20 protein-coding genes are annotated in these 22,869 nt (G+C 64.1%); 10 read left to right on the top strand and 10 right to left on the bottom strand.

Annotated elements, in window-relative coordinates; all coding sequences use genetic code 11:
- Positions 1-478: 478 nt before the first annotated feature.
- A complete protein-coding gene (locus NLN62_RS30820) occupies positions 479-1,150 on the top strand; it encodes a histidine phosphatase family protein (protein WP_254111321.1) in 672 nt (223 codons plus the stop codon).
- Between the two features lie 6 nt (positions 1,151-1,156).
- On the opposite strand, the gene NLN62_RS30815 is transcribed toward NLN62_RS30820, so the two are convergent.
- Complete coding sequence (locus NLN62_RS30815) at positions 1,157-2,251, bottom strand: hypothetical protein (protein WP_254111320.1); 1,095 nt, start codon at positions 2,249-2,251, stop codon at positions 1,157-1,159.
- On the opposite strand from NLN62_RS30815, the gene NLN62_RS30810 reads away from it, so the two are divergent.
- Positions 2,250-2,429 carry a hypothetical protein gene (locus tag NLN62_RS30810; protein ID WP_254111319.1) on the top strand — a complete coding sequence of 60 codons (180 nt, stop codon included), beginning with the start codon at positions 2,250-2,252 and terminating at the stop codon, positions 2,427-2,429. The two genes, NLN62_RS30815 and NLN62_RS30810, sit on opposite strands and share 2 nt — an antisense overlap.
- A 21-nt stretch (positions 2,430-2,450) precedes the next feature.
- Positions 2,451-2,690: a hypothetical protein gene (locus tag NLN62_RS30805; protein ID WP_156944454.1), complete on the top strand. Its 240-nt coding sequence runs from the start codon at positions 2,451-2,453 to the stop codon at positions 2,688-2,690.
- A gap of 29 nt (positions 2,691-2,719) precedes the next feature.
- Here the strand turns inward: NLN62_RS30805 and NLN62_RS30800 are convergent, their stop codons facing one another.
- The 7 genes from NLN62_RS30800 to NLN62_RS30770 form a co-directional block, all read right to left on the bottom strand.
- A complete protein-coding gene (locus NLN62_RS30800; protein WP_051389845.1) occupies positions 2,720-4,033 on the bottom strand; it encodes a solute carrier family 23 protein in 1,314 nt (437 codons plus the stop codon).
- 79 nt (positions 4,034-4,112) lie between these two features.
- Positions 4,113-4,961 carry an SDR family oxidoreductase gene (locus NLN62_RS30795; RefSeq protein ID WP_027524529.1) on the bottom strand — a complete coding sequence of 283 codons (849 nt, stop codon included), beginning with the start codon at positions 4,959-4,961 and terminating at the stop codon, positions 4,113-4,115.
- Positions 4,962-5,124: 163 nt separating this feature from the next.
- The gene (locus NLN62_RS30790; RefSeq protein ID WP_027524528.1) at positions 5,125-6,072 is read right to left on the bottom strand and encodes an ABC transporter substrate-binding protein; all 948 of its coding nucleotides are present in this window, start codon (positions 6,070-6,072) and stop codon (positions 5,125-5,127) included.
- A 98-nt stretch (positions 6,073-6,170) separates the two neighbouring features.
- The gene (locus NLN62_RS30785) at positions 6,171-7,211 is read right to left on the bottom strand and encodes a ribose ABC transporter permease (protein WP_027524527.1); all 1,041 of its coding nucleotides are present in this window, start codon (positions 7,209-7,211) and stop codon (positions 6,171-6,173) included.
- Positions 7,204-8,727, bottom strand: coding sequence for a sugar ABC transporter ATP-binding protein (locus tag NLN62_RS30780; RefSeq protein ID WP_027524526.1), 1,524 nt, complete (start codon positions 8,725-8,727; stop codon positions 7,204-7,206). The genes NLN62_RS30785 and NLN62_RS30780 overlap by 8 nt, the downstream gene beginning before the upstream one ends.
- A gap of 140 nt (positions 8,728-8,867) precedes the next feature.
- Positions 8,868-10,313 (bottom strand): xylulokinase, encoded by a 1,446-nt coding sequence (gene xylB / locus NLN62_RS30775; RefSeq protein WP_254111318.1) that lies wholly within the window; start codon positions 10,311-10,313, stop codon positions 8,868-8,870.
- A gap of 39 nt (positions 10,314-10,352) precedes the next feature.
- On the bottom strand, positions 10,353-11,066 hold the full coding sequence (locus tag NLN62_RS30770) for a GntR family transcriptional regulator (RefSeq protein ID WP_254111317.1): 714 nt from the start codon (positions 11,064-11,066) through the stop codon (positions 10,353-10,355).
- Positions 11,067-11,238: 172 nt separating this feature from the next.
- Between NLN62_RS30770 and NLN62_RS30765 the strand changes: the two genes are divergently transcribed.
- From NLN62_RS30765 to NLN62_RS30735, 7 genes are all read left to right on the top strand, one after another.
- Positions 11,239-12,870 carry a sugar ABC transporter ATP-binding protein gene (locus NLN62_RS30765; RefSeq protein WP_254111316.1) on the top strand — a complete coding sequence of 544 codons (1,632 nt, stop codon included), beginning with the start codon at positions 11,239-11,241 and terminating at the stop codon, positions 12,868-12,870.
- Positions 12,870-14,207 (top strand): ABC transporter permease, encoded by a 1,338-nt coding sequence (locus tag NLN62_RS30760; protein WP_027524523.1) that lies wholly within the window; start codon positions 12,870-12,872, stop codon positions 14,205-14,207. The genes NLN62_RS30765 and NLN62_RS30760 overlap by 1 nt, the downstream gene beginning before the upstream one ends.
- Positions 14,194-15,168, top strand: coding sequence for a substrate-binding domain-containing protein (locus tag NLN62_RS30755; protein WP_027524522.1), 975 nt, complete (start codon positions 14,194-14,196; stop codon positions 15,166-15,168). The genes NLN62_RS30760 and NLN62_RS30755 overlap by 14 nt, the downstream gene beginning before the upstream one ends.
- 145 nt (positions 15,169-15,313) lie before the next feature.
- Positions 15,314-15,766, top strand: coding sequence for an RbsD/FucU family protein (locus NLN62_RS30750; RefSeq protein WP_254111315.1), 453 nt, complete (start codon positions 15,314-15,316; stop codon positions 15,764-15,766).
- A gap of 298 nt (positions 15,767-16,064) precedes the next feature.
- Entirely contained in the window at positions 16,065-17,723 is a 1,659-nt protein-coding gene (locus NLN62_RS30745) for a sugar ABC transporter substrate-binding protein (protein WP_254111314.1), read from the top strand.
- 97 nt (positions 17,724-17,820) lie between these two features.
- Complete coding sequence (locus NLN62_RS30740) at positions 17,821-18,939, top strand: carbohydrate ABC transporter permease (RefSeq protein ID WP_254111313.1); 1,119 nt, start codon at positions 17,821-17,823, stop codon at positions 18,937-18,939.
- Positions 18,940-19,027: 88 nt separating this feature from the next.
- On the top strand, positions 19,028-19,888 hold the full coding sequence (locus tag NLN62_RS30735) for a carbohydrate ABC transporter permease (RefSeq protein WP_156944456.1): 861 nt from the start codon (positions 19,028-19,030) through the stop codon (positions 19,886-19,888).
- A 15-nt stretch (positions 19,889-19,903) separates the two neighbouring features.
- On the opposite strand, the gene NLN62_RS30730 is transcribed toward NLN62_RS30735, so the two are convergent.
- Together NLN62_RS30730 and NLN62_RS30725 are read right to left on the bottom strand one after the other, a co-directional pair.
- Positions 19,904-20,929 carry an aldo/keto reductase gene (locus tag NLN62_RS30730; protein ID WP_254111312.1) on the bottom strand — a complete coding sequence of 342 codons (1,026 nt, stop codon included), beginning with the start codon at positions 20,927-20,929 and terminating at the stop codon, positions 19,904-19,906.
- A 127-nt stretch (positions 20,930-21,056) separates the two neighbouring features.
- Positions 21,057-22,862 carry an adenylate/guanylate cyclase domain-containing protein gene (locus NLN62_RS30725; RefSeq protein WP_027524516.1) on the bottom strand — a complete coding sequence of 602 codons (1,806 nt, stop codon included), beginning with the start codon at positions 22,860-22,862 and terminating at the stop codon, positions 21,057-21,059.
- Positions 22,863-22,869: the final 7 nt, after the last annotated feature.

The following is a 22,869-nucleotide window of genomic DNA, read 5'->3' as shown; positions in this document are numbered from 1 at the left end:
CGCCCTTCGGTTGGCTCGAGCGCTTGAGGTGTCCGGTGATCTCGTACAACCCCTGAGTGCCCAGGCGCAGTCGCCCAGCCGGCCCTCAGGGGCAGATAAGAAGGAGCTCGCCAAGAAGGAGGGTGGGCAGGATCGCGGGCCGGGACGCGGCGGTGCAGACGGCCAGAGCCGCCTCCCCCGAAATCCCGTCGTTTTGGCCGCGAATCAGCATTGCCAGACCCTTTGAGCCACAAAATCCTCGGCCAAAACCGTTGACGGTTCGTTGCCGGGAGGCTCGGTGAGGCGTTTCTAGACGAGAAATGGCTAAAACTGCAACGCCAAAAGATGGTCAGGGTAACTGACCTGATTTAAGGCTCGCATCAGGGGTACAACCCGGCCTTCCCCGGCGCCTCCTCCATGAGACGCAAAGCGCCCGTCACGAAAACCTCATGAAGACGGCAAAGCCTGCGTCGCGCATTTGCGCTATGTCGGGTGCGGCATGGCCGAGCCGCGCCAGGCGTGCGACCGGCCGATGGGAGGCGACATCATGCTTGGCATCCGTATTGCCCTTGCGTGGCTCATCTTGTGGCTTGGTCTCGCCGCCAATCCGGTGACGGCAGCGCAGCCCGAATGGCTGGAGGGGGTCCGTCAGGGCGGCTACGTCATCGTATTCCGCCACGGTCCGACCTATGCGAACCAGGCCGACACCGATCCGCTCAACATGAAAAACGTCGCGGCCCAGCGGCAGCTCACCGAGGAAGGGCGTGGGCAGGCCACGGCGGTCGGAGCTGCGATGCACAGGCTCGGCATTCCCGTCAGCACGGTCATCACCAGCACGTTCCAGCGCGCGGTCGACACCGGCACGCTGCTTGGCTTCGGCACTGTCACGGCATCCGCAGACGTCACCGAGGGCGGTCTCGTGGTGTCGCCCGATGAGAACAACCGCCGCGCCCAGGCGCTGCGCAAGCTCGCGGCCACGCCGCCGCCCGCGGGCGGCAATCTCGTCATCATCTCGCATAAGCCGAACCTCATGGACGCCTTCGGCAAGGACTGGTTCGACGTGCGCGAGGGCGAGGCTTCGGTGTTCAAGCCCGATGGCGCCGGCGGATCGAAGCTGATCGTTCGCATCGGTGCAGGCGAATGGAGCAAGCTGGCGGATGCGATGAGGTGAATGCCCTCACCGCGTCCGCACGCGTTCAAACTCAGCCTGCACCCGCGTGAATTTCTGATTGAACAGCCACATTGCGTCGAGGATTTCGCGGAAACTCGCCGACGTTCTTGCCCGGTCGGTGCGTCCGTAGGCAAAGATGCTGTTGTTGCGCAGATATTTCATCACGGTCGGGTCGGAGACCCTGCTCTGAAGTAAATTACCCGACTTCAGCGCGGCTCGCGTCGCGGTCGGGATGATCTGGATCAGTTCGAAGAATTTCATCTGGTCGATCGGGTCCGGCAGCGTCCTGGCGATATCGGGGATCTGCGCGAACAGATCGGCGTGCGCGTTCATGAGGCCGTCACGCACTGCGGTCCAGTGGTTGAGCCGATGGTCGAGGCTGCCGATACGGGCCTCCTCCCTGTCGTCACGCGCGATCAGCTTCGGATCGAGGGCGGCGATGGACGGCTTGATCGCTTGCCATCGCTTGCGGCCATTGCGGTCTTCGGACGGGCCGGTCTGAAAGCTGCCGATATAGGTGTTGGAACGCCCGTTTCCGACATTCTGCTTGCCGTTGGTTTCCGCAAAGAACAGCCCCAGGCTGATGCGGCCAGCCGCATCCGCGCCCTTCGCATCCAACCCCTTTGCGCGTGCGATCGCGGTGCCGAGATCGACGACGTCCTTGAACGGAGTCACTGAGGCCTGCGCGTTCGGAGGCGGCGCCTCCATGACGTCGAAGAGCGCGCGGTACTCGTCGATCAGCGGTTCGATGTCGGCGTCGAAATAGGCCGGCGGAACCTCGTACTTGTTGGGTCGTCCGAGCCGCGACGGAAGCGCATCCGTGAGATCCTTGTAGGTGCTCATGACATCGACGCGCGCAAGGTAGAGGGCTTGCCCCGGCAGGTTCGGAAGCGGCTCGTGCGCGTCGATCTGGCGGCGTCGTTGGCTGAGGATCGCCTTGAAGTCACTCAAGGCCCGATTGTAGGCCTCGAGCGCCGTGGATTGCTTCGCGGTAAGCGCCGCCGGCTGGGCGCGCGCCGATGAGCCGACATTCACTGCCCCACTCAAGGCGGTTGCAACGGCAAGCGTCACGCTTGCGATGATATGGAGTCTCGCTCCCATGTCCGTCTTCGAGCTCATGCGTTCGGCCGGCTGCCTCAATCGTAGTCATTGGGAACAAGGCCTGGCGGCGCCACCTCACGACAAGTGTCAGATGTTTGCAACACTGCAAACCTATTTGATCGGCGCCACAATCGCGCCGCAGGAATTTCCAAATCGAAAACGCAAGGTGCGCCGGTGAATGCAACATCAGGGGACACTGATGCAAAAACTGCGGGCGATCGACGGCGATGCGGAGCGGGTCGGCTTCACCTTCTCATTTCAGATAGCGGATGGCGGCAAACGGCGGGCCTGCTGTGTCAGGGTCGACGCCCCGAACTTCCACGACGCATCGGCGCTGTTCCGCGAGCGGTGGCCCGCCATCGAATCGGTGGCGCGCGATAGCGTCAGGGCCGCAGACGGCGGCGACGGCGTGATCGCGCTCGAGCTGCCGACGGCCTGACGGAATCGGCGCATCTCGGCTTCCGCTGATCAGTTACCCGCGTCCTTCGTGGCCAAAATCTGATAGAGGATGATCGCGCCGAACGTCGCGGTGCCGATGCCGCCGATCGTGAAAGCGCCGAACTTCAGTGTGAGATCGCCGGCGCCGGCTGTGAGCGCAACCGCGACCGTGATCAGGTTGCGCGGGCTGGAGAAGTCGACCTTGTTCTCGACCCAAATTCGCCCGGCCATCGCCGCGATCAGGCCGAACAGCACGATCGACAGGCCGCCGATCACGGGACCCGGGATCGACAGGATCAGCGCACCGAATTTGGGCGAGAAGCCGAGCAGGATCGACACCACGGATGTCACCGCGAACAGCAGCGTCGAATAGACCTTCGTCGCCGCCATGACGCCGATGTTCTCCGCATAGGTGGTGACGCCGGTGCCGCCGCCGCAGGCCGAGACGATCGTTGCAAGGCTGTCGCCGAGGAACGCGCGGCCGAGATAGCCGTCCAGACTTCGCCCAGTCATCACGCCGATGGCTTTGATGTGGCCGAGATTCTCGGCAACAAGAATGATCGCGACCGGCGCGATCAGGAAGATCGCGTCGCCATGGAAGGTCGGCGTGGTGAATTTTGGCAGCCCGATCCATGGCGCGGCCGAAAGCTGGGTGAAATCGATCGGCTTGCCCAGACCGAAGCCATTGGCGAGCAGGAGATAAAGGAGATAGCCGCCGATGGCGCCGACGATGATCGGCAGCCGGCGCCACAATCCCGGAGCCGCCACCGCGGTCAGGCCGATGATCAGAACGGTCAACAGTCCGACCCAGGTGTCGAATGCGCTCGCGCTCACGGCCTTCACGGCCACCGGCGCGAGATTGAGGCCGATCGCGGCAACGACGGCACCGGTGACGACCGGCGGCATCAACCGCTCGACCCAGCCGACGCCGGCCCACATCACGATCAGCGCGATGATGCCGTAGAGCACGCCGGCGCCGACGATGCCGCCGAGCGCGACCTCGATATTGGGATTCGGCCCCTGCCCGGAATAGCCGGTCGCCGCAATGACGACGGCGATGAAGGCGAAGCTGGAGCCGAGATAGCTCGGCACGCGTCCGGCAACGACCGTAAAGAAGATCAGCGTGCCGACGCCGGAAAAGAACAGCGCGAGATTGGGATCGAACCCCATCAGCAGCGGCGCGATGATGGTTGCCCCCGACATCGCGACGCCATGCTGGAGGCTGGCAATGATGGTCTGGCCCCACGGCAGCCGCTCCTCGGGCAGGATGACGCCCGAGGTCTTCAGCTTCCAGGGTGGAAAATAGCCCCTTCCTTGCTCATCGGAGCCCATGGTCGCTGACATGTTCCCCCTCCCGTTTGCCGCTTGTCACGTGCGTGCGCGCGTTTCGCATTGAGGCGGAGTGTAGCAGACGTCGGAAGCTCTAGCTCGCCCAGTTGTCGCGGAATTCGCCGAACAGCGTGATGCCGCCGCAGGCGTAGATGGTCTGGCCGGTGATATAGCTCGACTCGTCGGAGGCGAGAAAGGCGAACACCGCGGCGATCTCTTCGACCGTTCCGACACGCCCGAGCGGAATGTGATCCTCTACCGCGGCGCGCTTTTTTGCGTCGCCGGTCCAGGCCGCGTTGATCGGCGTGTCGATCGCGCCCGGCCCTACCGCGTTGACGCGAATGCCGCGGCCGGCGAATTCGAGCGCCAGCGTGCGCGTCAGGTTCGCCATGCCGCCCTTGCTGATCGAATAAGCGAGATAGCCCGGCTTCGGTACAATCTGGTGTACGCTCGAGCAATTGACGATGGTGCCACCGCCGCCGCGCGCGAGGAAATGCGCCAGCGCCTTCTGCGCGCAGAGCACCGCGCCGTTGAGATTGACGTCGATGATGCGCCGATAGGCCTCGATATCGAGTGCTTCGCTCGGCGATTGCTTCTGGAAGCCGGCATTGTTGACGAGGCAATCGAGCCGCGGCCAGCGCGACAGCAGCGTGTCGAACATCCGCGCGATGTCCGCCTCGACGGCGACATTGGCCTGAACGACAACATGATCCCGCTCGCCATGGCCGCGCTCGCGCGAGGCCGCCTGCGCCTGCGCAAGCGTGTTCTCCGCATCCGCACGGTGCTCCAGATAGTTGATGGCGACGGTTGCCCCTTCCTGCGCGAAACGGACGGCGATCGCGCGCCCGATGCCTTGCGACGCTCCGGTCACGAGCGCGTATCTCCCGACGAGGCGGGATGCGAAGTGAGGCGAACGATCAGTTTGAGTCTCAGTTTGAGTCATGGGCGGCGCATCCAGAAAAGTTCACCGAGCGGCGCAAGGCCGTCGATCACAAACGCCGACCGTCATGCAGCGTTCCAGCGCCGCCTGCAAGAGGCGGCGCTGGAGACATTGGTTGTTGTTGAGCATGATCTTCCGGATCATGCTCAGATGGCGGCCGCCACCGCTACTGTGTGCGATCCGACGTCCAGCCCTTGTAGTCGGCGACGTTGTCGCGCGTCACGAGCTTCGACGGCAGCAACTCGACGGTCGAGGCGGGCTTCTGCCCGCCCAGGATGCCGACGCCGACCTGCACGGCGCGGCGCGCCATGAAGAACGGATCCTGCGAGGCCGAGGCCTGAATCTGCGGCGACTGCGGGTCTTTCAGCGCGGCCTCGATGTCGGGGGCGCCGTCGACGGCGGTGATGACGATGCCGGAGCGGCTCTGCTGGCGCGCGGCCAGATCAGTGCCGATCGCCTGCGGATCGTTGATGGCGAAGATGGCATCGATCTTCGGGAAGCGGGTCAGGTAGCCCTGCGCCACCGTGAGGCCACCTTCGCGCGAGCCCTTGCCGTCCTGGTCGCTGGACAGGACCTTGATACCGGGGTTCTTGCCGAACACGCTCTTGCAGCCGTTCACGCGATCGATCACCGCGGAGACCTGCGGGCCGTTCTCGATGATCACCTCGCCTTTGCCGCCGAGCTTGTCGACGATGTACTGGCAGGAGATCTCGCCGGCCTGGACGTTGTTCGTGGTCACCGTGGCATCGGCGCCCTCGGCGGCGGTGTCGACCGCGACGACGATGATGCCCGCGGCCTGCGCCTTCTTGATCGCAGGGCCGATAGCCTTGGGATCGCCGGGATTCAGGAGGATCAGGTCGACGCCGGCGGCGATGAAGTTGTCGATCTGGGTCACCTGCTTGCCGAGATCGTATTCGAAGCCGACGGTCGTGACCTTCACGTTGGGATTGGTTTTCTTGGCCTCGAACTCGGCGCCCTTCGACAGCGCGACGAAGAACGGGTTGCCGAGTGAACCGAGCGAGACGCCGATGGATTTGAGCTCCTTCGCCTGCAGCGGCGCGGAGCTCAGGGCAAGCGCCACGGCGGCGCTGGTAAGCGAGATCGTCTTCAACATTGGCTTCCTCCCTGGTCTGACTTGATGTCCCGCGCGGCTGACCAGTTGCCGCAACGGAGTGCCACAGCGCGAGTGGCTGTACCTTCGCGCACCGATCGTCAGGTGCGCGCCGAGCCTTGCAGGCGGTAACGATCGAGCGCGACCGCGCCGATGATCACCAGCCCCTTGATGACGTATTGCCAGATGTCGGATACGCCGACCAGGATCAGGCCGTTCGACAGCACAGCAATGATCAGCGCGCCGACCAGTGTTCCCCAGATCGAGCCGATACCGCCGACGAAGGACGTGCCGCCGAGGATCACTGCGGTGATCGCATCGAGCTCGTAGCTTTGTCCGAGCTGCAATCCGTTTGCCGCGTAGAGTCGCGCCGCCTGCATCGCGCCGCCGAGGCCTGCAAACAGTCCTGACACGCCATAGACGAAGATCAGCACCGCCCAGACCTTGATGCCGGCGAGCCGCGCTGCGCTTTCATTGCCGCCGACCGCGTAGATGTGCACGCCGAGCACGGTCCGGCGCAGCACCAGCCAGGAAACGAGGATCACGAGCAGCGCAATCACCGACAGCCAGGGAATCGAGATCACGCCAGGAATGAGGGTGAGTGAGCCGTTGCCGATGAAGGCATAGGGAATGGAAGGGTTGAACACGGTGGTGTCGGCGCCGAGCAGGCGCGCCAGGCCGCGCACGGCGGTGAGCGAGCCGAGCGTGACGATGAAGGGCGGCAGCCGCAGCAGCGCGATCAGCGCGCCATTGACGACACCGAAACCGAGGCCGGTGAGGACGGCAGCCGGCAGCCACAGCGCCCCGAGCTCGGGCAGCTTTGACAGCGTCAATCCGGCCATCGCGGACGCCGCCAGGATCGAGCCGACCGACAGGTCGATGCCGCCGGTGAGGATGACGAAGGTCATGCCCGCCGCGAGCACGGTGTTGACGGCAGCCTGCTGCAGAACGATGCCGAGATTCTGGCCGGTAAAGAAACGGCCGTCCGACAGGTAATGAAAGCCGGCGCACAGGAGCAGCAGCACCGGCAGCATGCCGGCCGCCTGGATCAGGAGCCTGACCCGCTGGCGTTTCGTCTCCTGGGCAGCGGCAAGCCCGTTTGCCGTGGCCGCCTTTGCTGGTGAAGATCCCTGATCAGGCATCGAGGTGCTCCATCCCCGTGGCAAGTGCCATGATATCCTCCTCGGTCAGCGGCTGTGTCGCGGTTCGCCTGATCTCGCCCTCGACGTGCCCCAGGCGCATCACGATGACGCGGTCGCAGATGCCGATAATCTCGGGCAGATCGGACGAGATGATGAGGATCGCCGTGCCAGCCTTGGCGAGATTGTCGATGATCGAATAGATTTCGGACTTGGCCCCGACGTCGACGCCGCGCGTCGGCTCGTCAAGGATCAGGACTTTCGGTCCGATTGCAAGCAGCCGCGAGAGCAGCACCTTCTGCTGGTTACCGCCGGACAGTCCGCCTGCGGGGACGCCGGCGTTGGCGGCACGGATGCTTAACCCTGCGAAAGCCCTGTCGGCGCGCTCACGCGCCTTGTCGCGATCGAGGAACCAGCCGAGCTTCGCATCGCGCCCAAGCACGGCAAGGTTGATGTTATCCTGGCACGACATGTCCAGGAACAGGCCGAGCGCCTTGCGGTCCTCGGTGAGATAGGCGATGCCGACCTCGAGCGCCTCGCCGGGCGTGCGGATGTCGATTGGGCAGCCTTCGAGCTCGACACGGCCGGAAATCTTCGGCGCAGCGCCGATGATCAGATGTGCAAGTTCGGTGCGGCCTGCGCCGATCAGGCCGGCCAGTCCCACGACCTCGCCCGCATGCACGGTCAGCGAGCAGCCCTTTACGCGCTGCCCGTCGGACATATCGGTTGCGGTGAGCACCGGATGCCCCTTTCCAGCCTCGGGATCGTGGTCCTTCTTGTAGAACGACGAGACGTCGCGCCCGACCATCATGCGGACGATGCTGTCGGCGCGGATGTCGGACTTGTCGAGCGAGCCGACTAGGCGTCCATCACGCAGCACCGTGACGCGATCGCCGAGCGCGTAAACCTCGTCCATACGATGCGAGATATAGATGATGGCAAGCCCTTCGGCGCGCAGTTGCCGGACCAATGCGAACAGCCGCTCGCTCTCGCCGGCCGACAGCGCGGTGGTCGGCTCATCCATGATCAGGATTTTGGAACGCGCGTGCAGCGCACGGGCGATCTCGACCAGCTGGCGCTGGCCCATGGAAAGATGTGCCACCAGCGTCGACGGGGTGAAGTCGGCGCCCAGCCGCTCCAGGATCGGGCCGACACCGACGCGCATGTCGCCGCGCGCGAGGAATCCCGAACGCGAGACCTCGCGGCCGAGATAAATATTCTCCGCGACGCTCAAGTTGGGGGCTAAAGATAGTTCCTGATAGATGATCGAGATGCCGGCGGCGCGGCCGCCGAGCGGACCTTCGATCCGTACCGGCTTGCCCTCGATGCGGATTTCGCCACCGGGATCGGGCCGGTAGGCGCCCGATAAAATTTTCATCAGGGTCGACTTACCGGCGCCGTTCTCGCCCATCAGCGCGTGGACCTCGCCGGCATAGACGGTGAGGTCAACGGCGCGCAGCGCCTTGATGCCGAAGAAGGATTTGGAGACCCCGCGCATCTCGAGGATCGGATCGTTCATCGTGCCTCCCGGCGCACAATGCGTTTCCCACCCGCGTCTCTTTCGTTGTCAGCGCGGTTCGACCATTAAACAAAAGGCGGCGGCGCAGGGCAATACCGAACCGACAATATCGAAGAGCTGCACATGCGGAACGCACGACGCTAATGGCGCGGCCGGTACAGTTCGCGCCATGCGGGCAGGCGTTCGGCGTAGGCATGGGCGAGCGCCCGCTCGGGTTCAAAAGTCTCGACGCGCTGCGGCGGCGTACAGACGGCCGCGACCGCCTCGCCGGTGACAGCAAGGCGCCCCAATCTCGCCGCACCGAACGCGGCGCCGGTCTCGCCTGCTGCAAAGCGGTGGATCGGCATGTTCAGCACGTTCGCCAGCACCGCGAGCCAGAAGGTGGACCGCGACCCGCCGCCGATCGCATCGGCCTCCGCGACGGCAAGGCCGGCGGCCGCGAGTGCGTCGCGGCAATCGGCCAGCGCAAACGCGACGCCTTCGAGCACGGCCTGCACGATCGCCTTGCGATCGGTGCCGTGGCTCAGACCATCGAGCATGCCGCGCACATTCGGGTCGTCATGCGGCGTCCGCTCACCGGCAAGATAAGGCAGGAAGCTGACAGGCGAAGGCGCTTGCGGGCGCGCACCGAGCGGCGCCAGCAATTCGGCTTCCGGGGCGCCAAGCAGCCGCGCGAACCAGGCGAGGCAGGACGCGGCCGACAGGATCGCGCCGGCTTGAATCCACATTGCCGGGATCGCATGTGCGAAGGTGTGCACGACGCGATCCGGGTTCGCGGCAATCCTGTCCGTGGGCGTCAACAGCGCGCCTGATGTCCCCAGCGAGATGAACGCGGTTCCCGGGCGGATCGCTCCGATGCCGACGGCACCGGCCGGGTTGTCGCCGGCGCCACCCGCAATCATCGGCCGTTTCACCATGCCCCAGCGCTCGCCGAGTTCGCGCGTCAGCCGCGCCGACGGCGCACAGCCTTCGACCAGCCGCGGCATGTGCGCGCGCGTCAGGCCGGTCGCGGCAAGGCCCTCATCCGACCAGTCGCGCCGCGCGACGTCGAGCCATAGCGATCCCGAGGCGTCTGAGACATCCTCGATCGCCTCGCCCGTCAGGATCAGCCGCAAATAGGCCTTCGGTAGCAGCACGAGTTTGGTCGCGGCAAAGATCTCGGGCTCGTGCGCCGCGATCCACAAAAGCTTCGGCGCAGTGAAGCCGGGCATCGCCTTGTTGCCGGTCGTGGTGCGCAAGGCCGGCCAGCGCTCTTCGAGCAGGCGGCACTCGGCCGCAGAGCGGCCATCATTCCAGAGAATGCAGGGGTGGAGCGGCTTGAGCTCAGCGTCCAGCAGCGTCGCGCCGTGCATCTGGCCGGACAGTCCGATGCCCTCGACCCCGGCCAGCTCGCGCGGATGATCCGCTTTCAGCTCGTCCAGGGTTGTAAACGCCGCCTCGATCCATTGCCGCGGATCCTGCTCGGAAAAACCGGGACGTGGCGAGGCAGTCGCAAGCGACCTGCTCGCGCTCGCGATCACGTGCTGGGTGTCGTCGACGAGGACGGTCTTGACCGCGGAGGTGCCGAGATCGATGCCGAGATACATGATGCTTTCGCCTGAAGCGATGACGGCCGATGAAGGCCTCTACTCGTCGAAGAAGCCGGGGTGCTTGGCGACAAAGGACTGCAACTCGCGCGAGACGCGGTCAAGATGATCTGCCATTTCGCGCCTGGCCTGGTCCGGCTTACGGGTGGCAATCGCGTGATAGATGGCTTCGTGCTCGCGGAACGTCCCCTCGGGCCGCCCAGGTTCGGGCAGCAGGGTCCGCCGCACCCGCTCGAGATGAGTGCGGATCGGATCAAGCACCTCGCCGACGCGCGCAAGGTTGAGGGTTTCCGTCATCTGGCGGTGAAACCTGGTATCGAGCTCATGGAAGCCTTCAAGATCTCCACTGGCGATGGCGGCTTTTTGATAGGCGAGATTCTGACCAAGCACCGCGATCGCCTCGCCCGACATGTCGGCGGCACAGACCCCGACGACTTCCACCTCCAACGCGCGTCGCATCAGCATCCATTGCCGCACATCCTCGAGGTGAATCCGCGCGACATAGGAGCCGCGCTGCGGCTCGACCACGACGAGACCTTCAAAGGCGAGCCGGTTGATTGCGGTGGTGATCGAGAGCCGCGACACCTCGAAGGTGGCGCACCACTCGGTCTTGTCGATCGGCGTTTCCGGCGCGAGCTGTCCCGACACGATGGCTCGTTTCAGTGCGAGATAGGCCTGGTCGACTTTCGACCCGCCTGCCCTGTGCCCTCGCGCTGCAACGGTTCCGCCCCTGAACCCGCCGATTGAATGCATCCTGTGAATCCCCCGGCTGATTTTCACTTTTTCGGTTGGCGAAGTCCAATAGCGCGGACGAAGGCTTGACGAGGCGCATCTGATATAACTAGCATATCAGCAAAATAACAAGCATCACCCTGCGGCTCGATGTCCGTCAGAGACTGAAGAGCCGGGGCTGGGAGGAGCAGCAATGGAAGCACGCGTCGGTGCTCTCGGAGCGCAGGATGAATCACGCGCGTCCTCCCGCGTGATCGAGCTTGGCGCCCGTGCAAGTGCGCCGAGCGGTCACGTCGCTCTCTCCGCCGAACAGGTCTCAAAATCCTTCGCCGGCGTAAAGGCTCTCCACAACGTCGACTTCGATCTATGCCCCGGCGAAGTGCACGCACTGATGGGCGAGAACGGCGCCGGCAAGAGCACCTTGATGAAGATCCTCGCCGGCGTGCACACGAGCTATGACGGTGTCATTCAGGTCGAAGGCCAGGCGGTGTTGTTCGCCGGCGTGCGCGCCGCCGAGGAAGCCGGCGTCGCGATCATCCACCAGGAGCTCAATCTCGTTCCCGAGCTGAGCGTGGCCGACAACATCTTTCTTGGTCGCGAGCCGCTGATCGCGGGCCTGCTGATCGATCGTCGCCGCATGGTCAAGGCGGCCGGGCGCCTGCTGGCGCGGCTGGGCGTGAGGCTCGACGCGGAGAGTCGCGTTGCCGACTTGCGCGTCGGCGAGCAGCAGCTGGTGGAAATTGCCAAGGCGCTGTCGCTCGATGCCCGTATCCTCATCATGGACGAGCCCACCTCGGCGCTGTCGTCGTCGGAATGCGAAACGCTGTTCAAGATCGTGCGACAGCTCGCAGCCGAAGGCGTCGCGATCGTCTACACCTCGCACCGCATCGAGGAGGTGCTCGAACTCGCCGACCGCGTCACCGTGCTGCGCGACGGCAGACGGGTGGTTACGGCGCCGATCGGCGAATTGTCACGCGGCGCGATCATCGCGGCGATGGTCGGCCGCGACATGGCCGCAAGCGACCGCGGTGCGGCAGCGGCGGATGGCACGGTCATCCTGTCCGTTAAAGACCTGACGCTCGACACGCTCAGTCCGCACGGATGGCGCCGGATGTTGCACGGCGTCAGCTTCGAGCTCAGGCGCGGAGAGATTTTGGGTATCGGCGGCCTGCTCGGCTCCGGGCGGACCGAGATCCTGGAATCGATCTTCGGCGTCGCCCGTGGCTGGCGCGGCGGCACCATTGCGATCGACGGTGAGATAGCCGACATCAACGCGCCGGCCGATGCCTATCGCCTTGGCCTCGCGCTCGTCAGCGAAGACCGCAAGGAGCGCGGCCTGCATCTCGCCGCCTCGATCTGCGACAACATCGCGCTGCCGTCCATCGGGGCGCTCTCGCAATTCGGCCTGCGCGCTTTCGCGCGCGAGCGTGCATTGGCCCGCGAGATGGTCGGTCGGCTCTCGGTCCGCTGCACCGGCATCGGACAAGCGGCCGCAGCGCTGTCGGGCGGCAACCAGCAGAAGGTCGTGATCGGCAAGTGGCTTGCCACCGAGCCGCGCATTCTCCTGCTCGACGAGCCGACCCGCGGCATCGACATCGGCGCCAAGCAGGAGATCTATCGCCTGATCTTCGATCTCGCCGCAAAGGGTCTCGGCATCATCGTGGTGACGTCGGAAATGCCGGAGCTCCTGCTGCTGTCCGATCGGATTCTCGTGATGTGCGAGGGACGGCAGACCGGCCTCTTGACGCGCGAGAGCGCAACGCAGGAGGCGGTGATGCGTCTTGCCGCACCCGGCATGGCGACGTGGTCGCAGGAAGAAGCATGATGAAGGCACTTAGACTCCTCTCGCAAACCAAACTCTATTGGGGATTGCTGCTGATCTGCCTGATCGGCGCCCTCACCTCACCGCACACTTCGTCCGGCAACAACATCTTCCTGTCCTACGGCAACCTGACTGACGTGCTCCGTCAGGTCTCGATCACGGGGCTGGTCGCGACCGGCATGACCATGGTCATCCTGCTTGGCGGCATCGACCTGTCGGTCGGCTCCGTCATGGGCTTCTCGACCGTGATCTGCGCGATGCTGCTCACCAAGCCCGGCTGGACGGCTGCCTCGGCGCTGGGCGTGCCGGCGGCGGTGCTGGTCTGTGGTGTGGCCGCGGCGCTGGCCGCACGCTTCATCTTCGCAGGGCTTGCGCGCGGCCGCGATGTCGGCGCCGGGCGGCGCCGTGACATCGCGCTGTCGCGCTGGCGCAGCGTCGGCATTCCCGCGCTGCTCGGCTTCATCGTCGCCATTGCAATTGGGTGGTGGACGGCGAGCCAGGTGCCGGTCAAGTTCGGCGTGCTCGGCGTGCTTCTGGTAGCGCCCTGCCTCGCGCTTCTGCTCGGGGCCATCAACGGGCTCCTGATCGTCACCGGCCGGATGCAGCCCTTCATCGTGACGCTCGCGATGATGGTCAGCGCACTGGGCATCGCGCGGTTGACGGCCGGGTCGGACAACGCCGTTGTGCCGGTCTATACCGGCACCAATGCCACCGAGGCCTTCGAGCTGCTGCGCTCCATGCTCTGGGGCGTGCTGCCGGTGCCGAGCGTCTTCTTCCTGGCGGCGATCGTCCTGTTCGGCGCGATCCTGCGTTTCACGACGTTCGGCCGCTATGCTTATGCGATCGGCGGCAACGTCGAGGCTGCCAAGCTCTCGGGCATCAAGGTCGCCCAGGTCCAGCTCACGGCTTATCTTCTTTCCGGACTTTTGGCGGGGATCGCCGGCGTGCTGTTCGTCGCACAATATCGACAAGGCAAGCCCGATGCCGGCGCCGGCCTCGAGCTCGATGCGATCGCGGCGGTGGTGATCGGTGGCACCAGCCTGATGGGCGGGCGCGGCGGCCTCGCCGGCACCTTCGTCGGCGTCCTGATCTTCGGGCTGCTGTCGGACATTCTTCAGCTTCAGAACATCGACTCCAACGTCCAGCTCCTGATGAAGGGCCTGATCATCGTCTGCACCGTGCTGGTGCAGGAGCAGAATCTCGGTCAGCTCATCTCGCGATGGCGGTTCAACCGGTCGCGGGAAGCCAACGCCGATCCGAAAACAGCCGAAGCCTACCGGCTGCCAAACGCCGCCAAGGCGCAATCAAAACAAAGGGAGGACCTCGATGAAGCGTCGTGATTTCTTGAAACTGTCGACCACCGTGGCCGGCGCGGCCATGACCGTGTATCTGCCGGCCGGCTGGAGCCCGGCCAAGGCCGCAGGCAAGTGGAAGGTCGGCTTCAGCCAGTGCACCACGCTCGAGCCGTGGCGCGTGCAGTTCAACAAGGACATCCAGGCCGAAGCGAAGAACCAGCCGGACGTCGACCTCGTCATCACCGACGGCCAGGACAAGACCGAGAAGCAGGTCGCCGACTGCGAAAACCTCATCGTGCAGCAGGTCAACGTGCTCCTGATCTCGCCCAAGGAGTCGGCGGGACTGACCGGCGTCGTCGAGAAGGCGATCGACGCCAAGATTCCGGTGATCGTGCTCGACCGCAACGTCGACACCAAGCGCATCACCCAGTTCATCGGCGGCGATAATGTCGCGATCGGCAAGGCGGCCGGCGAGCATGCGGTCAAGCTGCTCGGCGGTCCCGGCAAGGCGGCCGGCAACGTCGTCGAAATCTGGGGCGGCATGGGCACCCAGCCGGCGCATGACCGGCACGACGGCTTCCATGCCCACACCGACAAGGAGCCGGGCATCAAGTACCTGCTCAACAACCAGTCGGGCGACTGGAAGCAGGACAAGGCCTACAACATCATGACGACCGCCCTGCGCAACAACGAAAAGATCGACCTGGTCTATGGCCACAACGATCCGATGGCCTATGGCGCCTATCTCGCCGCGAAGGACGCCGGCCGCGACAAGGACATCAAGTTCATCATAGGCATCGACGGGCTACCTGACGAAGGCGTCACCTGGGTCTCCAAAGGTCAGCTCACGGCGACGTTCCTCTATGCGACGCCCGGTGCCGAGGGTCTGCGGCAGGCGGTCAAGCTGCTCAAGGGCGAGAAGCTGCAACCGGTCATCACGTTGCCGACCATGCTGATCACCAAGGAGAATGCTCCGGAGATCCTGAAGAAAAACGGGCTGCTCTGACCGGCGGGCCTTAAGCGAACCAACCGAGTCCGGTTCAAGCCGAATTGAACCGGACTGCGGACTTTGACGTCGATATGGACGGCGGCGCCGTGACGTTGGATAGTCGTCAGCCTAAGAAACTGATCCGCGTCCCGGGAGGCGTTGCATGCTGAAATCGATCGACCCGCTTCTGAATGCCGATGTTCTTTACGCGCTGAGGTCCATGGGGCACGGCGACGACCTCGTGCTCTGCGATACCAATTTTCCGGCCGATGCCGTGGCGCGCCAGACCGTGCTGGGCAAGCTCATTCGCATCGACAATGTCACCGCTGCCCGCGCCGCGCGCGCGATCCTGTCGGTGCTGCCACTCGACAGCTTTGTCGACAGACCGGCCTCGCGCATGGAAATCGTCGGCCAGCCCAACGAGATCCCGCCTGTGCAACGCGAGGTGCAGGCGGAAATCGACGCGGCAGAGGGGCGATCCTGCCCAATGGGCTCGGTCGAGCGCTTCGCCTTCTATGAGCTTGCGAAGAAATCCTATTGCGTGATCCAGACCGGGGAGCTGCGCTTCTATGGCTGCTTCATCTTCAAGAAAGGCGTCATCCCGCCCGAGGCTTGAGTTAACGAGGCCAGGGGCTGCGTGGCACGTTCGGCATAAATGTGACGTCGAGATGATGTCGCGCGCGAACATTCATCTTGCAGCGCGGCATCGCGAAAATTTTCTTCGCCATTTCTGATCGGCGGCAGGCGGCTTCAACTCCGCGTGCTTTCGTTGACATTGATGGGCGCCGTTGCATACTCGAAAGCGGCCTCAGTCACCCATCACGACGACACCGAAGTGCACGAACGTCACGTCCTCGATGTGCTTCGGCTACTCAGACTTCACATCAAGAAAGTCAATAAGGGAGGGTATCGCGATGAAACAGCAAGATTATGATTGGCTTTCCGCACTCCGTCCGAACCGGCGTACGGTGCTGAAGGGTGCGGCAAGCGCCGCGGCATTGGGCACGAGTGGAGCGCTCGGCACGTTCTCGGAGATTGCGCTCGCACAAAACAATCTTCGCGCGCAGATTGGGCAAATTCCAGGCGTGGGCAAGGGCGCGCCGACCGACGCCGACTGGCAGAAGGTCGGCGAGCTCTGCCTCGGCCCGACCAAGGCGAGCATCAAGGAAGGCGAGTTCAAGGGCGTCGAGCTTTCCTTCATGGGATTGAATAATCAGAACCTGCATAACCTCCTGTTCCGCGGCTTCCTCAAGCCGTGGGAGGCCTATACGGGCGCAAAAATCTCCTGGATCGATCTCGCCCAGGCCGACTACAACCCGCGGCTCCAACAGGCGATCGCGACCGGCACGGTCGATTTCGACATCCTGGAGATGGGCGCGCCGTTCGAAGGCGACGTCTGCGGCAAGGGCCTGGCGTCGGAGATGCCGGACTGGGTCAAGAAGCAGATCGATATCGACGACTATGTCGACTATTTGAAGCCGCCGGTCGGCACCTGGAACGGCAAGACCTATCGCGTCACCATCGACGGCGATTGCCACAACTTCAACTACCGCACCGACGTGTTCTCGGACGCAACGCTTGCAAAAGCCTGGAAGGATGCCGGCAACACGACCGAATGGGGCGTGCCGAAAACCTGGCAGCAGGTCCAGGCGGTGACGAAATTCCTCAAAGGAAAGAAGTTCAAGAACCAGAACGTCTACGGCTATCTCGATGCGCCAAAGCCCTGGGGCGGCTTCGGCTTCTATTTCCTCGGCAGCCGCGCCTCCGCGTATGCCAAGCATCCCGACGACAAGGCCTGGCTGTTCGACATCGACACTATGAAGCCGCGCATCAACAACCCGGCCTGGGTGCGCGCCATCCAGGACGTGATCGACGCGCTACCGTCCGAGCCGGCCGATCAGCTCAACGCCGATCCCAACACCACGGGCTTCCAGCAGTTCCTGGCTGGCATCGGCTCGATGATCCCGTGGTGGGGCGACATCGGCCAGGTGGCAAAGGCGAGCGACACCTCGGTCATCGGCGACGTCGTCGGCTTCGACATCCTGCCGGGCTCGGAGGACGTCTATAATTCCAAGACCGGGCAATGGGACAAGTTGCCGAGCGGTCCGAGCCATGCGCCGAACTGCGCCTATCTCGGCTGGGGCATCTATGTGATGGCCCGCGTCAATGGCGACGAGAAGAAGCACAAGGCCGCCTGGAGCGCGGCCGCGCATCTCGGCGGCAAGGACCTCTCATTCTGGATGGTGCTGTACCCGTCGGGCTTCCAGGCTCACCGCACCAGCCACTTCCAGTATGATGAGTGGGTCGCAGCGGGTTATGACAAGAAGTACATCACCTCCTACCTGAACTCGCAGCTCGCCTCCTATAACCACCCCAACCGGGCTGTCGAGCCGCGCATCCCCGGCATCTTCCAGTACTACAGCATCGCGGAGGACGAGCTGACGAAGATTTTCGCCGGCAAGGTCGACGCGCAAACCGGGGCGAACAACATCGCCGCCGCCTGGGAGAAGCTGACCGACCAGATCGGCCGCGAACGGCAGATCGGGCTCTATAAGGCCTCGCTCGGCGTGTAGCGCGCTTACGCGAGATCATCTACCCTCGGCTGGCGCCCCCGGCGCCAGCCGAAAACTTGCCCGGCGACAGAACCGGCACTGAATGCGACTCATCTCGATGCAGAATTCCGCACCCGTTAGCGACGATGCGCACCACCAGCCGGCGACGAAGCGCGCCCCTGGCAGCAGGAAGGCCGCCGGCCGCGCGCTTGTTCTGCTGGCCTCGCTCGGCTTCCTGCTTGTCGTCCTCATTCAGGTCTTGCACACGACCGGCACAATGACCGCCGGATTTTCCGATTGGCGGCCGATCCTCATCGCCTATCTCGTCTGGGCCGTGGCATTTGGCGCCGGACAGATTTTGACCCGCGGCGAGCGTGGCCATCGTGCGCTATTTTTGCTGCCGGCGGTGTTCTTCACCGTCGCAGTCGTGATCTTCCCAACGATCTTCGGCCTCTACATCGCCTCGCTCGACTGGAATCTCAGCTCGATCGAGGGCCCGCGCTTTTCCGGCTTCGATAATCTGAAGGGAATGCTGAACGACACCTATTACTGGAACGCGCTCGGCAACATGGTTTTCTACACCGTCGCGGTGCTCGGCGAATACGCGATCGCGTTCGGACTGGCGCTGCTGCTTAGCGCCGAGATCCGGGCGCGAAAATTCTTCCGGGTGGTCTTCCTGCTGCCGATGATGCTCAGCCCCGTCGCCGTGAGCTGGATGATCGGCAAGTCGCTGCTGGAATATCGCTTCGGCCCGGCGGCGACGCTGGCGCGCTATCTCGGCTGGGACAATCCGGCATTCTTCGCCTCGCCGTGGATGGCGCGCTTCAGCATCCAGGCGATGGACGCCTGGGTTTCGATCCCCTTCATCATGATCATCCTGCTCGCAGGCCTGCAAGCGATGCCGAAGGAGGTGCAGGAAGCGGCCAAGGTCGACGGCGCGAATGGCTGGCAATCATTCTGGCACGTGACCTTTCCGATCATGCTGCCGGTCAGCATCACGGTCCTGATCATCCGTATCATCTTCAAGCTGAAGCTCGCCGACATCGTGATCAACGTGACGGCCGGCGGCCCGGGCGGCGCCACCGACACGGTGTCGAGCTTCATCTACCGCGTCTACCGCGACCGCTCGAACGTCGGATACGGCACGGCGCTCGCCATGGTCTACCTGCTGCTGATCATCGTGCTGCTGACGCTGATGTTGCGCGCCTCGAAGCGCTGGACGCAGAAGGTCGTATAGGTCGGAAAAGGAGTTTGATCGCTTGGCTATTTCGACCGTGGCACCGAATCCCATCCGAAAGCGTCCCGCCGCGCCGCGCGCCAGGCGAATGCTGGGCCGCGCGCTGATTTACGCCGCATTGCTGCTCTGGACCTTCATCTGCCTGTTTCCGATCTACTGGACCGTCACGACGTCGTTCAAATCGGCGGTCGATGTGACTCAGGCGCACCTGATCCCCTGGGTCGATTTCCAGCCGGACTGGAAAGGCTGGCGCTCGCTCGGCCTCTCGCCAGATACGCTGTTCGGGACCTCGACCGCGCGTTCCGAATTCATGAACCGCTTCGTCAACAGCATCATCACCTCGGTCGGCGCGTCGATCCTGGCACTGATCCTCGGCTCGCTCGCGGCCTATGGTCTCAGCCGCTTCCGCTACAAATTCGCCTGGATGCGTAATGACGACATCCTGTTCTTCTTCATGTCGCAACTCATCCTGCCGCCGGTCGTGCTCGCCCTGCCCTTCCTCGTGCTCTACAAGGCCCTGGCGCTGCTCGACACCACGTTTGGCCTGATCCTGCTCTACACGCTGACGGTGCTGCCGATCGTCATCTGGATCATGCGCGACCAGTTCAACGCGATTCCGATCGAGCTCGATGAGGCAGCCTTCGTGGACGGCCTGTCGACCTGGGGCGCGTTCCTGCGCATCATCCTTCCACTCGCGGTGCCCGGCATGGTCGCCGCGTTCATCCTCTCGCTGGTGTTATGCTGGAACGAATATTTCTTTGCCGCCCTCCTCACCAGCACCGACGCGAAGACGCTGCCGGTGATGGTGGCGAGCCAGACCGGCTCACAGGGCATCAACTGGTGGTCGATGGCGGCGCTGTCGACAGCGGCGATCGCGCCGCTCGTCGTGGTCGGCATCTTCCTCGAGCGCTACATCGTCAGCGGCCTGACGACGGGCGCCGGAAAATAGCGCCGATCGACGCGCTTACGCGGGCACGGGCGCATCCGCATCGAGCAGGCGCGCGGCCTTCAGATCGGCCCAGAGCGCGCTCGGCACCTTGGTGGTGAGCGCTGCCACGTTGCGCTCGACCTCCTCTGGACTATGCGCCCCCAGCACCACGCTCGCCACGGCAGGATGGCCGAGCGCGAAGTGCACGGCGGCCGTCGGCAGCGCGACGCGATGGGCCTCGCAGACGCGCTGGATCTCGGCGACCTTCGCCATGATCTCCGGTGGCGCGTCCTGATAGTTGTACTTGGCGCCCTTGACGGCACCGGTAGCGAGAATGCCCGAATTAAAGACACCGCCGAGCAGCACGGCGATGCCCTGCTCAAGCGCCAGCGGCAAGAATTCCTTCAGCGCCGGTTGCTCGAGCAGCGAATAGCGGCCAGCCAGCAGCATCACGTCGAACGTGCCGGCCTTGGCAAAGCGCACGCACATGTCGGCTTCGTTCACGCCGACCCCGATGCCTGCGACCACGCCCTCCGAGCGAAGCTTGTCGAGCGCCACATAGGCGCCGGACATCGCCTCACGAAACCGGTCCTCGATCGCTGCTGCGCCATGCGTCCAGACGTCGACGTCGTGGATCAGCAATAGGTCGATCCGGTCGGTGCCGAGCCGCAGCAGCGACTGCTCCACCGAGCGCATCGTGCCGTCATAGGAATAGTCGACCACGGCGCTGTGGGGCTGGCCGCCGACGAAGCCCGACCGGTTCTCTGGTCGATGAAACGCGTCCATCCAGCGTCCGACCTTGGTGCAGAGGACGACGTCCTCGCGGGCCACGCGCCGCAGTGCGGTGCCGCAGCGGTGCTCCGACAGGCCGTAGCCATAGAGCGGCGAGGTGTCGAGCAGATTGACGCCGAGTTCGAACGCCCGCTCCGCGGCGGCAATCGCGGTCTGGTCGTCAAGCCTGAGGAAAAGGTCGCCGAGCGGGGCGGTCCCGAAGCCGAGGACAGAGACCTCAAGTCCGGTCCGGCCTAGTTTGCGGCGCGGCAGTTGTGATTGTGAAACCATGATGAATGTTGCTCTCTTTTTTCCGCGCGGCTCTCGCACGCGGTCTCATTTTCATCCGCGCGCAGCGTATGTCTTTGTCGCCGCGTGTCAACGCGCACGAGCGCGCGCCATGCCGCAGACTCCCAGCTCACAAAGTTTCGATTTCCAGCCGGCGCAGCCCGGAATCCGGGCGTGTCAGGGGCAAGTTGCCCTGTGCGACAGCAAACATCTCCAAGGGCTGATCGTAACCCTTGATGACGTGCTTCCCGATCGAGACAAGGGGGACAGCGTCCTTCACTTTTTCTGCGACCACCCTGTCGGTCAGGATTTGCGCATCCTTTGCCAGGCCACACAGCCGGGACGCCAGGTTGACGACATTGCCGAGGGCGGTGTAGTCGAGCCGCCCCTCATAGCCAACGGTTCCGACCGTCGCCGTTCCCATTGCGATACCGACGCCGAAGCCGATCGCGTGACCTGCGGCGCACCATTTCCCGGCAATCGACTGCACTGCGACCTGTAGATCGATCGCGAGCTGAACGGCGTGGTTCGCGGGCTTGTCGCAGGCAACCGGCGCGTTGACGAGCAGCATCACGCCGTCTCCGGCAAAGCGGATCAGCGTGGCCTCATAGCGGGTCGTAACGGCTCCCACCGCCGCATAGTATTCGCGCAGGACCGCCATGATGGCGTCCGGTTCGGCGCGCGCGGAGAATGCCGTGAAGCCGCGCAAATCACCGAAAACCACGACGACTTCACGCCGCTGCGCTTCGAGCAGTTCGGCGGAATGTTCGACGAGTTCGGCGACCTGGGGTGCAAGGAATTGCTTTAGCCGGTCGATGCGGACGGTTTTCTGCTGCGAGATCGCCAGCTCCGACGCCATCTCGTTGAAGCGGATCGCCAATTGCTCCAACTCGTCGCGGCTGGAAATCCCAATGCGGTGATCGAAATGTCCGGTACCGATCCGCTCGACCCCCTCCTCCAATTGCTTGATCGGACCGGACATCCGGTGCGCTCGCCAGTAAGCCAGCGCGATCGCGATCAGCACGCCGAGCGCAATCAGAAGTGACGAGCGCCACAATGCCGCGCGGATCGGTGCGAACGCCTCCACGATCGGCTGCATCGCGATCACCGTCCAGCCGATATCGGCTGCATGCACCGAGAGCGCGACGACAGGATTGCCTTTGTCCCCCGTGATGACGGCACCACGACTCGTGGTGCCGACAAGATATTTGATCCGGCCAAAATCGATGGAACCGGTACGGCCGCGCAGGACCAGGCTGATGTCTGGATGGGCGATCAGCTGCCCGGAATCGTCGACGATCATGGCATAGCCGGTCTGACCGATCCTTATTGCTGCTATGACATCCCAAATCAGCTTCAGGTTGACCTCGGCAATGGCAATCCCGGCGGCCGGAAGGTTTCCGGTGACCGCGATCCTCATATATGGCTCGGACTCGTGCTGATATTGAACGGGACCATACCAGACCTTGTTGGCACGCGCGCCGATCACTGCGGGATCCGCGGACAGGTCGATGCCGCGGCCGGTCCTGTTTAGACGTAGCCTGGACACGAAAACGCGTTCGGTCCCCGTCTCGTCGAGCAGCGAAACGGAGACGATTGCGGGCACCTGCTGCAGGAGACGCAACGCATCGACCCTGTGCCGGTCGTCGTCTCCCTGTGCCCACGGAAACTGCACGACCCAGCCCAGCTGATCGCTTATTTCATCGGTGAAGGCCTCTATCCTGCCCGCCGCACCGCGAGCCTCGGACTGGAGAACCTCGCTGATATGGCGGCGCTGATCGCGATAGCCGAACGATGCTTCGATCACCGCACCAAGAATGAGAGGCACGACGGCTGCCACGAACAGGGTCGCAAAGTACTTGAAAAACAGGGAGCGACGCGGCCGCTTCGCGTCACCACGGGCAGTCAATGACGATTGCGCAACGAATTCTGGCATATCGATC

The sequence above is a fragment of the Bradyrhizobium sp. CCGUVB23 genome, from assembly GCF_024199885.1.
In the GTDB taxonomy this organism is placed as follows: domain Bacteria; phylum Pseudomonadota; class Alphaproteobacteria; order Rhizobiales; family Xanthobacteraceae; genus Bradyrhizobium.
This window is presented reverse-complemented; position numbering and strand designations above follow the sequence as displayed.

Excerpts from the sequence above, each read along its gene's own strand:
- NLN62_RS30820 (WP_254111321.1), top strand. The coding sequence starts at position 479 with ATGGCCGAGCCGCGCCAGGCGTGCGACCGGCCGATGGGAGGCGACATC.
- NLN62_RS30810 (WP_254111319.1), top strand. The coding sequence starts at position 2,250 with ATGTCCGTCTTCGAGCTCATGCGTTCGGCCGGCTGCCTCAATCGTAGT.
- NLN62_RS30815 (WP_254111320.1), bottom strand. The coding sequence starts at position 2,251 with ATGGGAGCGAGACTCCATATCATCGCAAGCGTGACGCTTGCCGTTGCA.
- NLN62_RS30805 (WP_156944454.1), top strand. The coding sequence starts at position 2,451 with ATGCAAAAACTGCGGGCGATCGACGGCGATGCGGAGCGGGTCGGCTTC.
- NLN62_RS30800 (WP_051389845.1), bottom strand. The coding sequence starts at position 4,033 with ATGTCAGCGACCATGGGCTCCGATGAGCAAGGAAGGGGCTATTTTCCA.
- NLN62_RS30795 (WP_027524529.1), bottom strand. The coding sequence starts at position 4,961 with ATGACTCAAACTGAGACTCAAACTGATCGTTCGCCTCACTTCGCATCC.
- NLN62_RS30790 (WP_027524528.1), bottom strand. The coding sequence starts at position 6,072 with ATGTTGAAGACGATCTCGCTTACCAGCGCCGCCGTGGCGCTTGCCCTG.
- NLN62_RS30785 (WP_027524527.1), bottom strand. The coding sequence starts at position 7,211 with ATGCCTGATCAGGGATCTTCACCAGCAAAGGCGGCCACGGCAAACGGG.
- NLN62_RS30780 (WP_027524526.1), bottom strand. The coding sequence starts at position 8,727 with ATGAACGATCCGATCCTCGAGATGCGCGGGGTCTCCAAATCCTTCTTC.
- xylB (WP_254111318.1), bottom strand. The coding sequence starts at position 10,313 with ATGTATCTCGGCATCGATCTCGGCACCTCCGCGGTCAAGACCGTCCTC.
- NLN62_RS30770 (WP_254111317.1), bottom strand. The coding sequence starts at position 11,066 with ATGCATTCAATCGGCGGGTTCAGGGGCGGAACCGTTGCAGCGCGAGGG.
- NLN62_RS30765 (WP_254111316.1), top strand. The coding sequence starts at position 11,239 with ATGGAAGCACGCGTCGGTGCTCTCGGAGCGCAGGATGAATCACGCGCG.
- NLN62_RS30760 (WP_027524523.1), top strand. The coding sequence starts at position 12,870 with ATGAAGGCACTTAGACTCCTCTCGCAAACCAAACTCTATTGGGGATTG.
- NLN62_RS30755 (WP_027524522.1), top strand. The coding sequence starts at position 14,194 with ATGAAGCGTCGTGATTTCTTGAAACTGTCGACCACCGTGGCCGGCGCG.
- NLN62_RS30750 (WP_254111315.1), top strand. The coding sequence starts at position 15,314 with ATGCTGAAATCGATCGACCCGCTTCTGAATGCCGATGTTCTTTACGCG.
- NLN62_RS30745 (WP_254111314.1), top strand. The coding sequence starts at position 16,065 with ATGAAACAGCAAGATTATGATTGGCTTTCCGCACTCCGTCCGAACCGG.
- NLN62_RS30740 (WP_254111313.1), top strand. The coding sequence starts at position 17,821 with ATGCAGAATTCCGCACCCGTTAGCGACGATGCGCACCACCAGCCGGCG.
- NLN62_RS30735 (WP_156944456.1), top strand. The coding sequence starts at position 19,028 with ATGCTGGGCCGCGCGCTGATTTACGCCGCATTGCTGCTCTGGACCTTC.
- NLN62_RS30730 (WP_254111312.1), bottom strand. The coding sequence starts at position 20,929 with ATGGTTTCACAATCACAACTGCCGCGCCGCAAACTAGGCCGGACCGGA.
- NLN62_RS30725 (WP_027524516.1), bottom strand. The coding sequence starts at position 22,862 with ATGCCAGAATTCGTTGCGCAATCGTCATTGACTGCCCGTGGTGACGCG.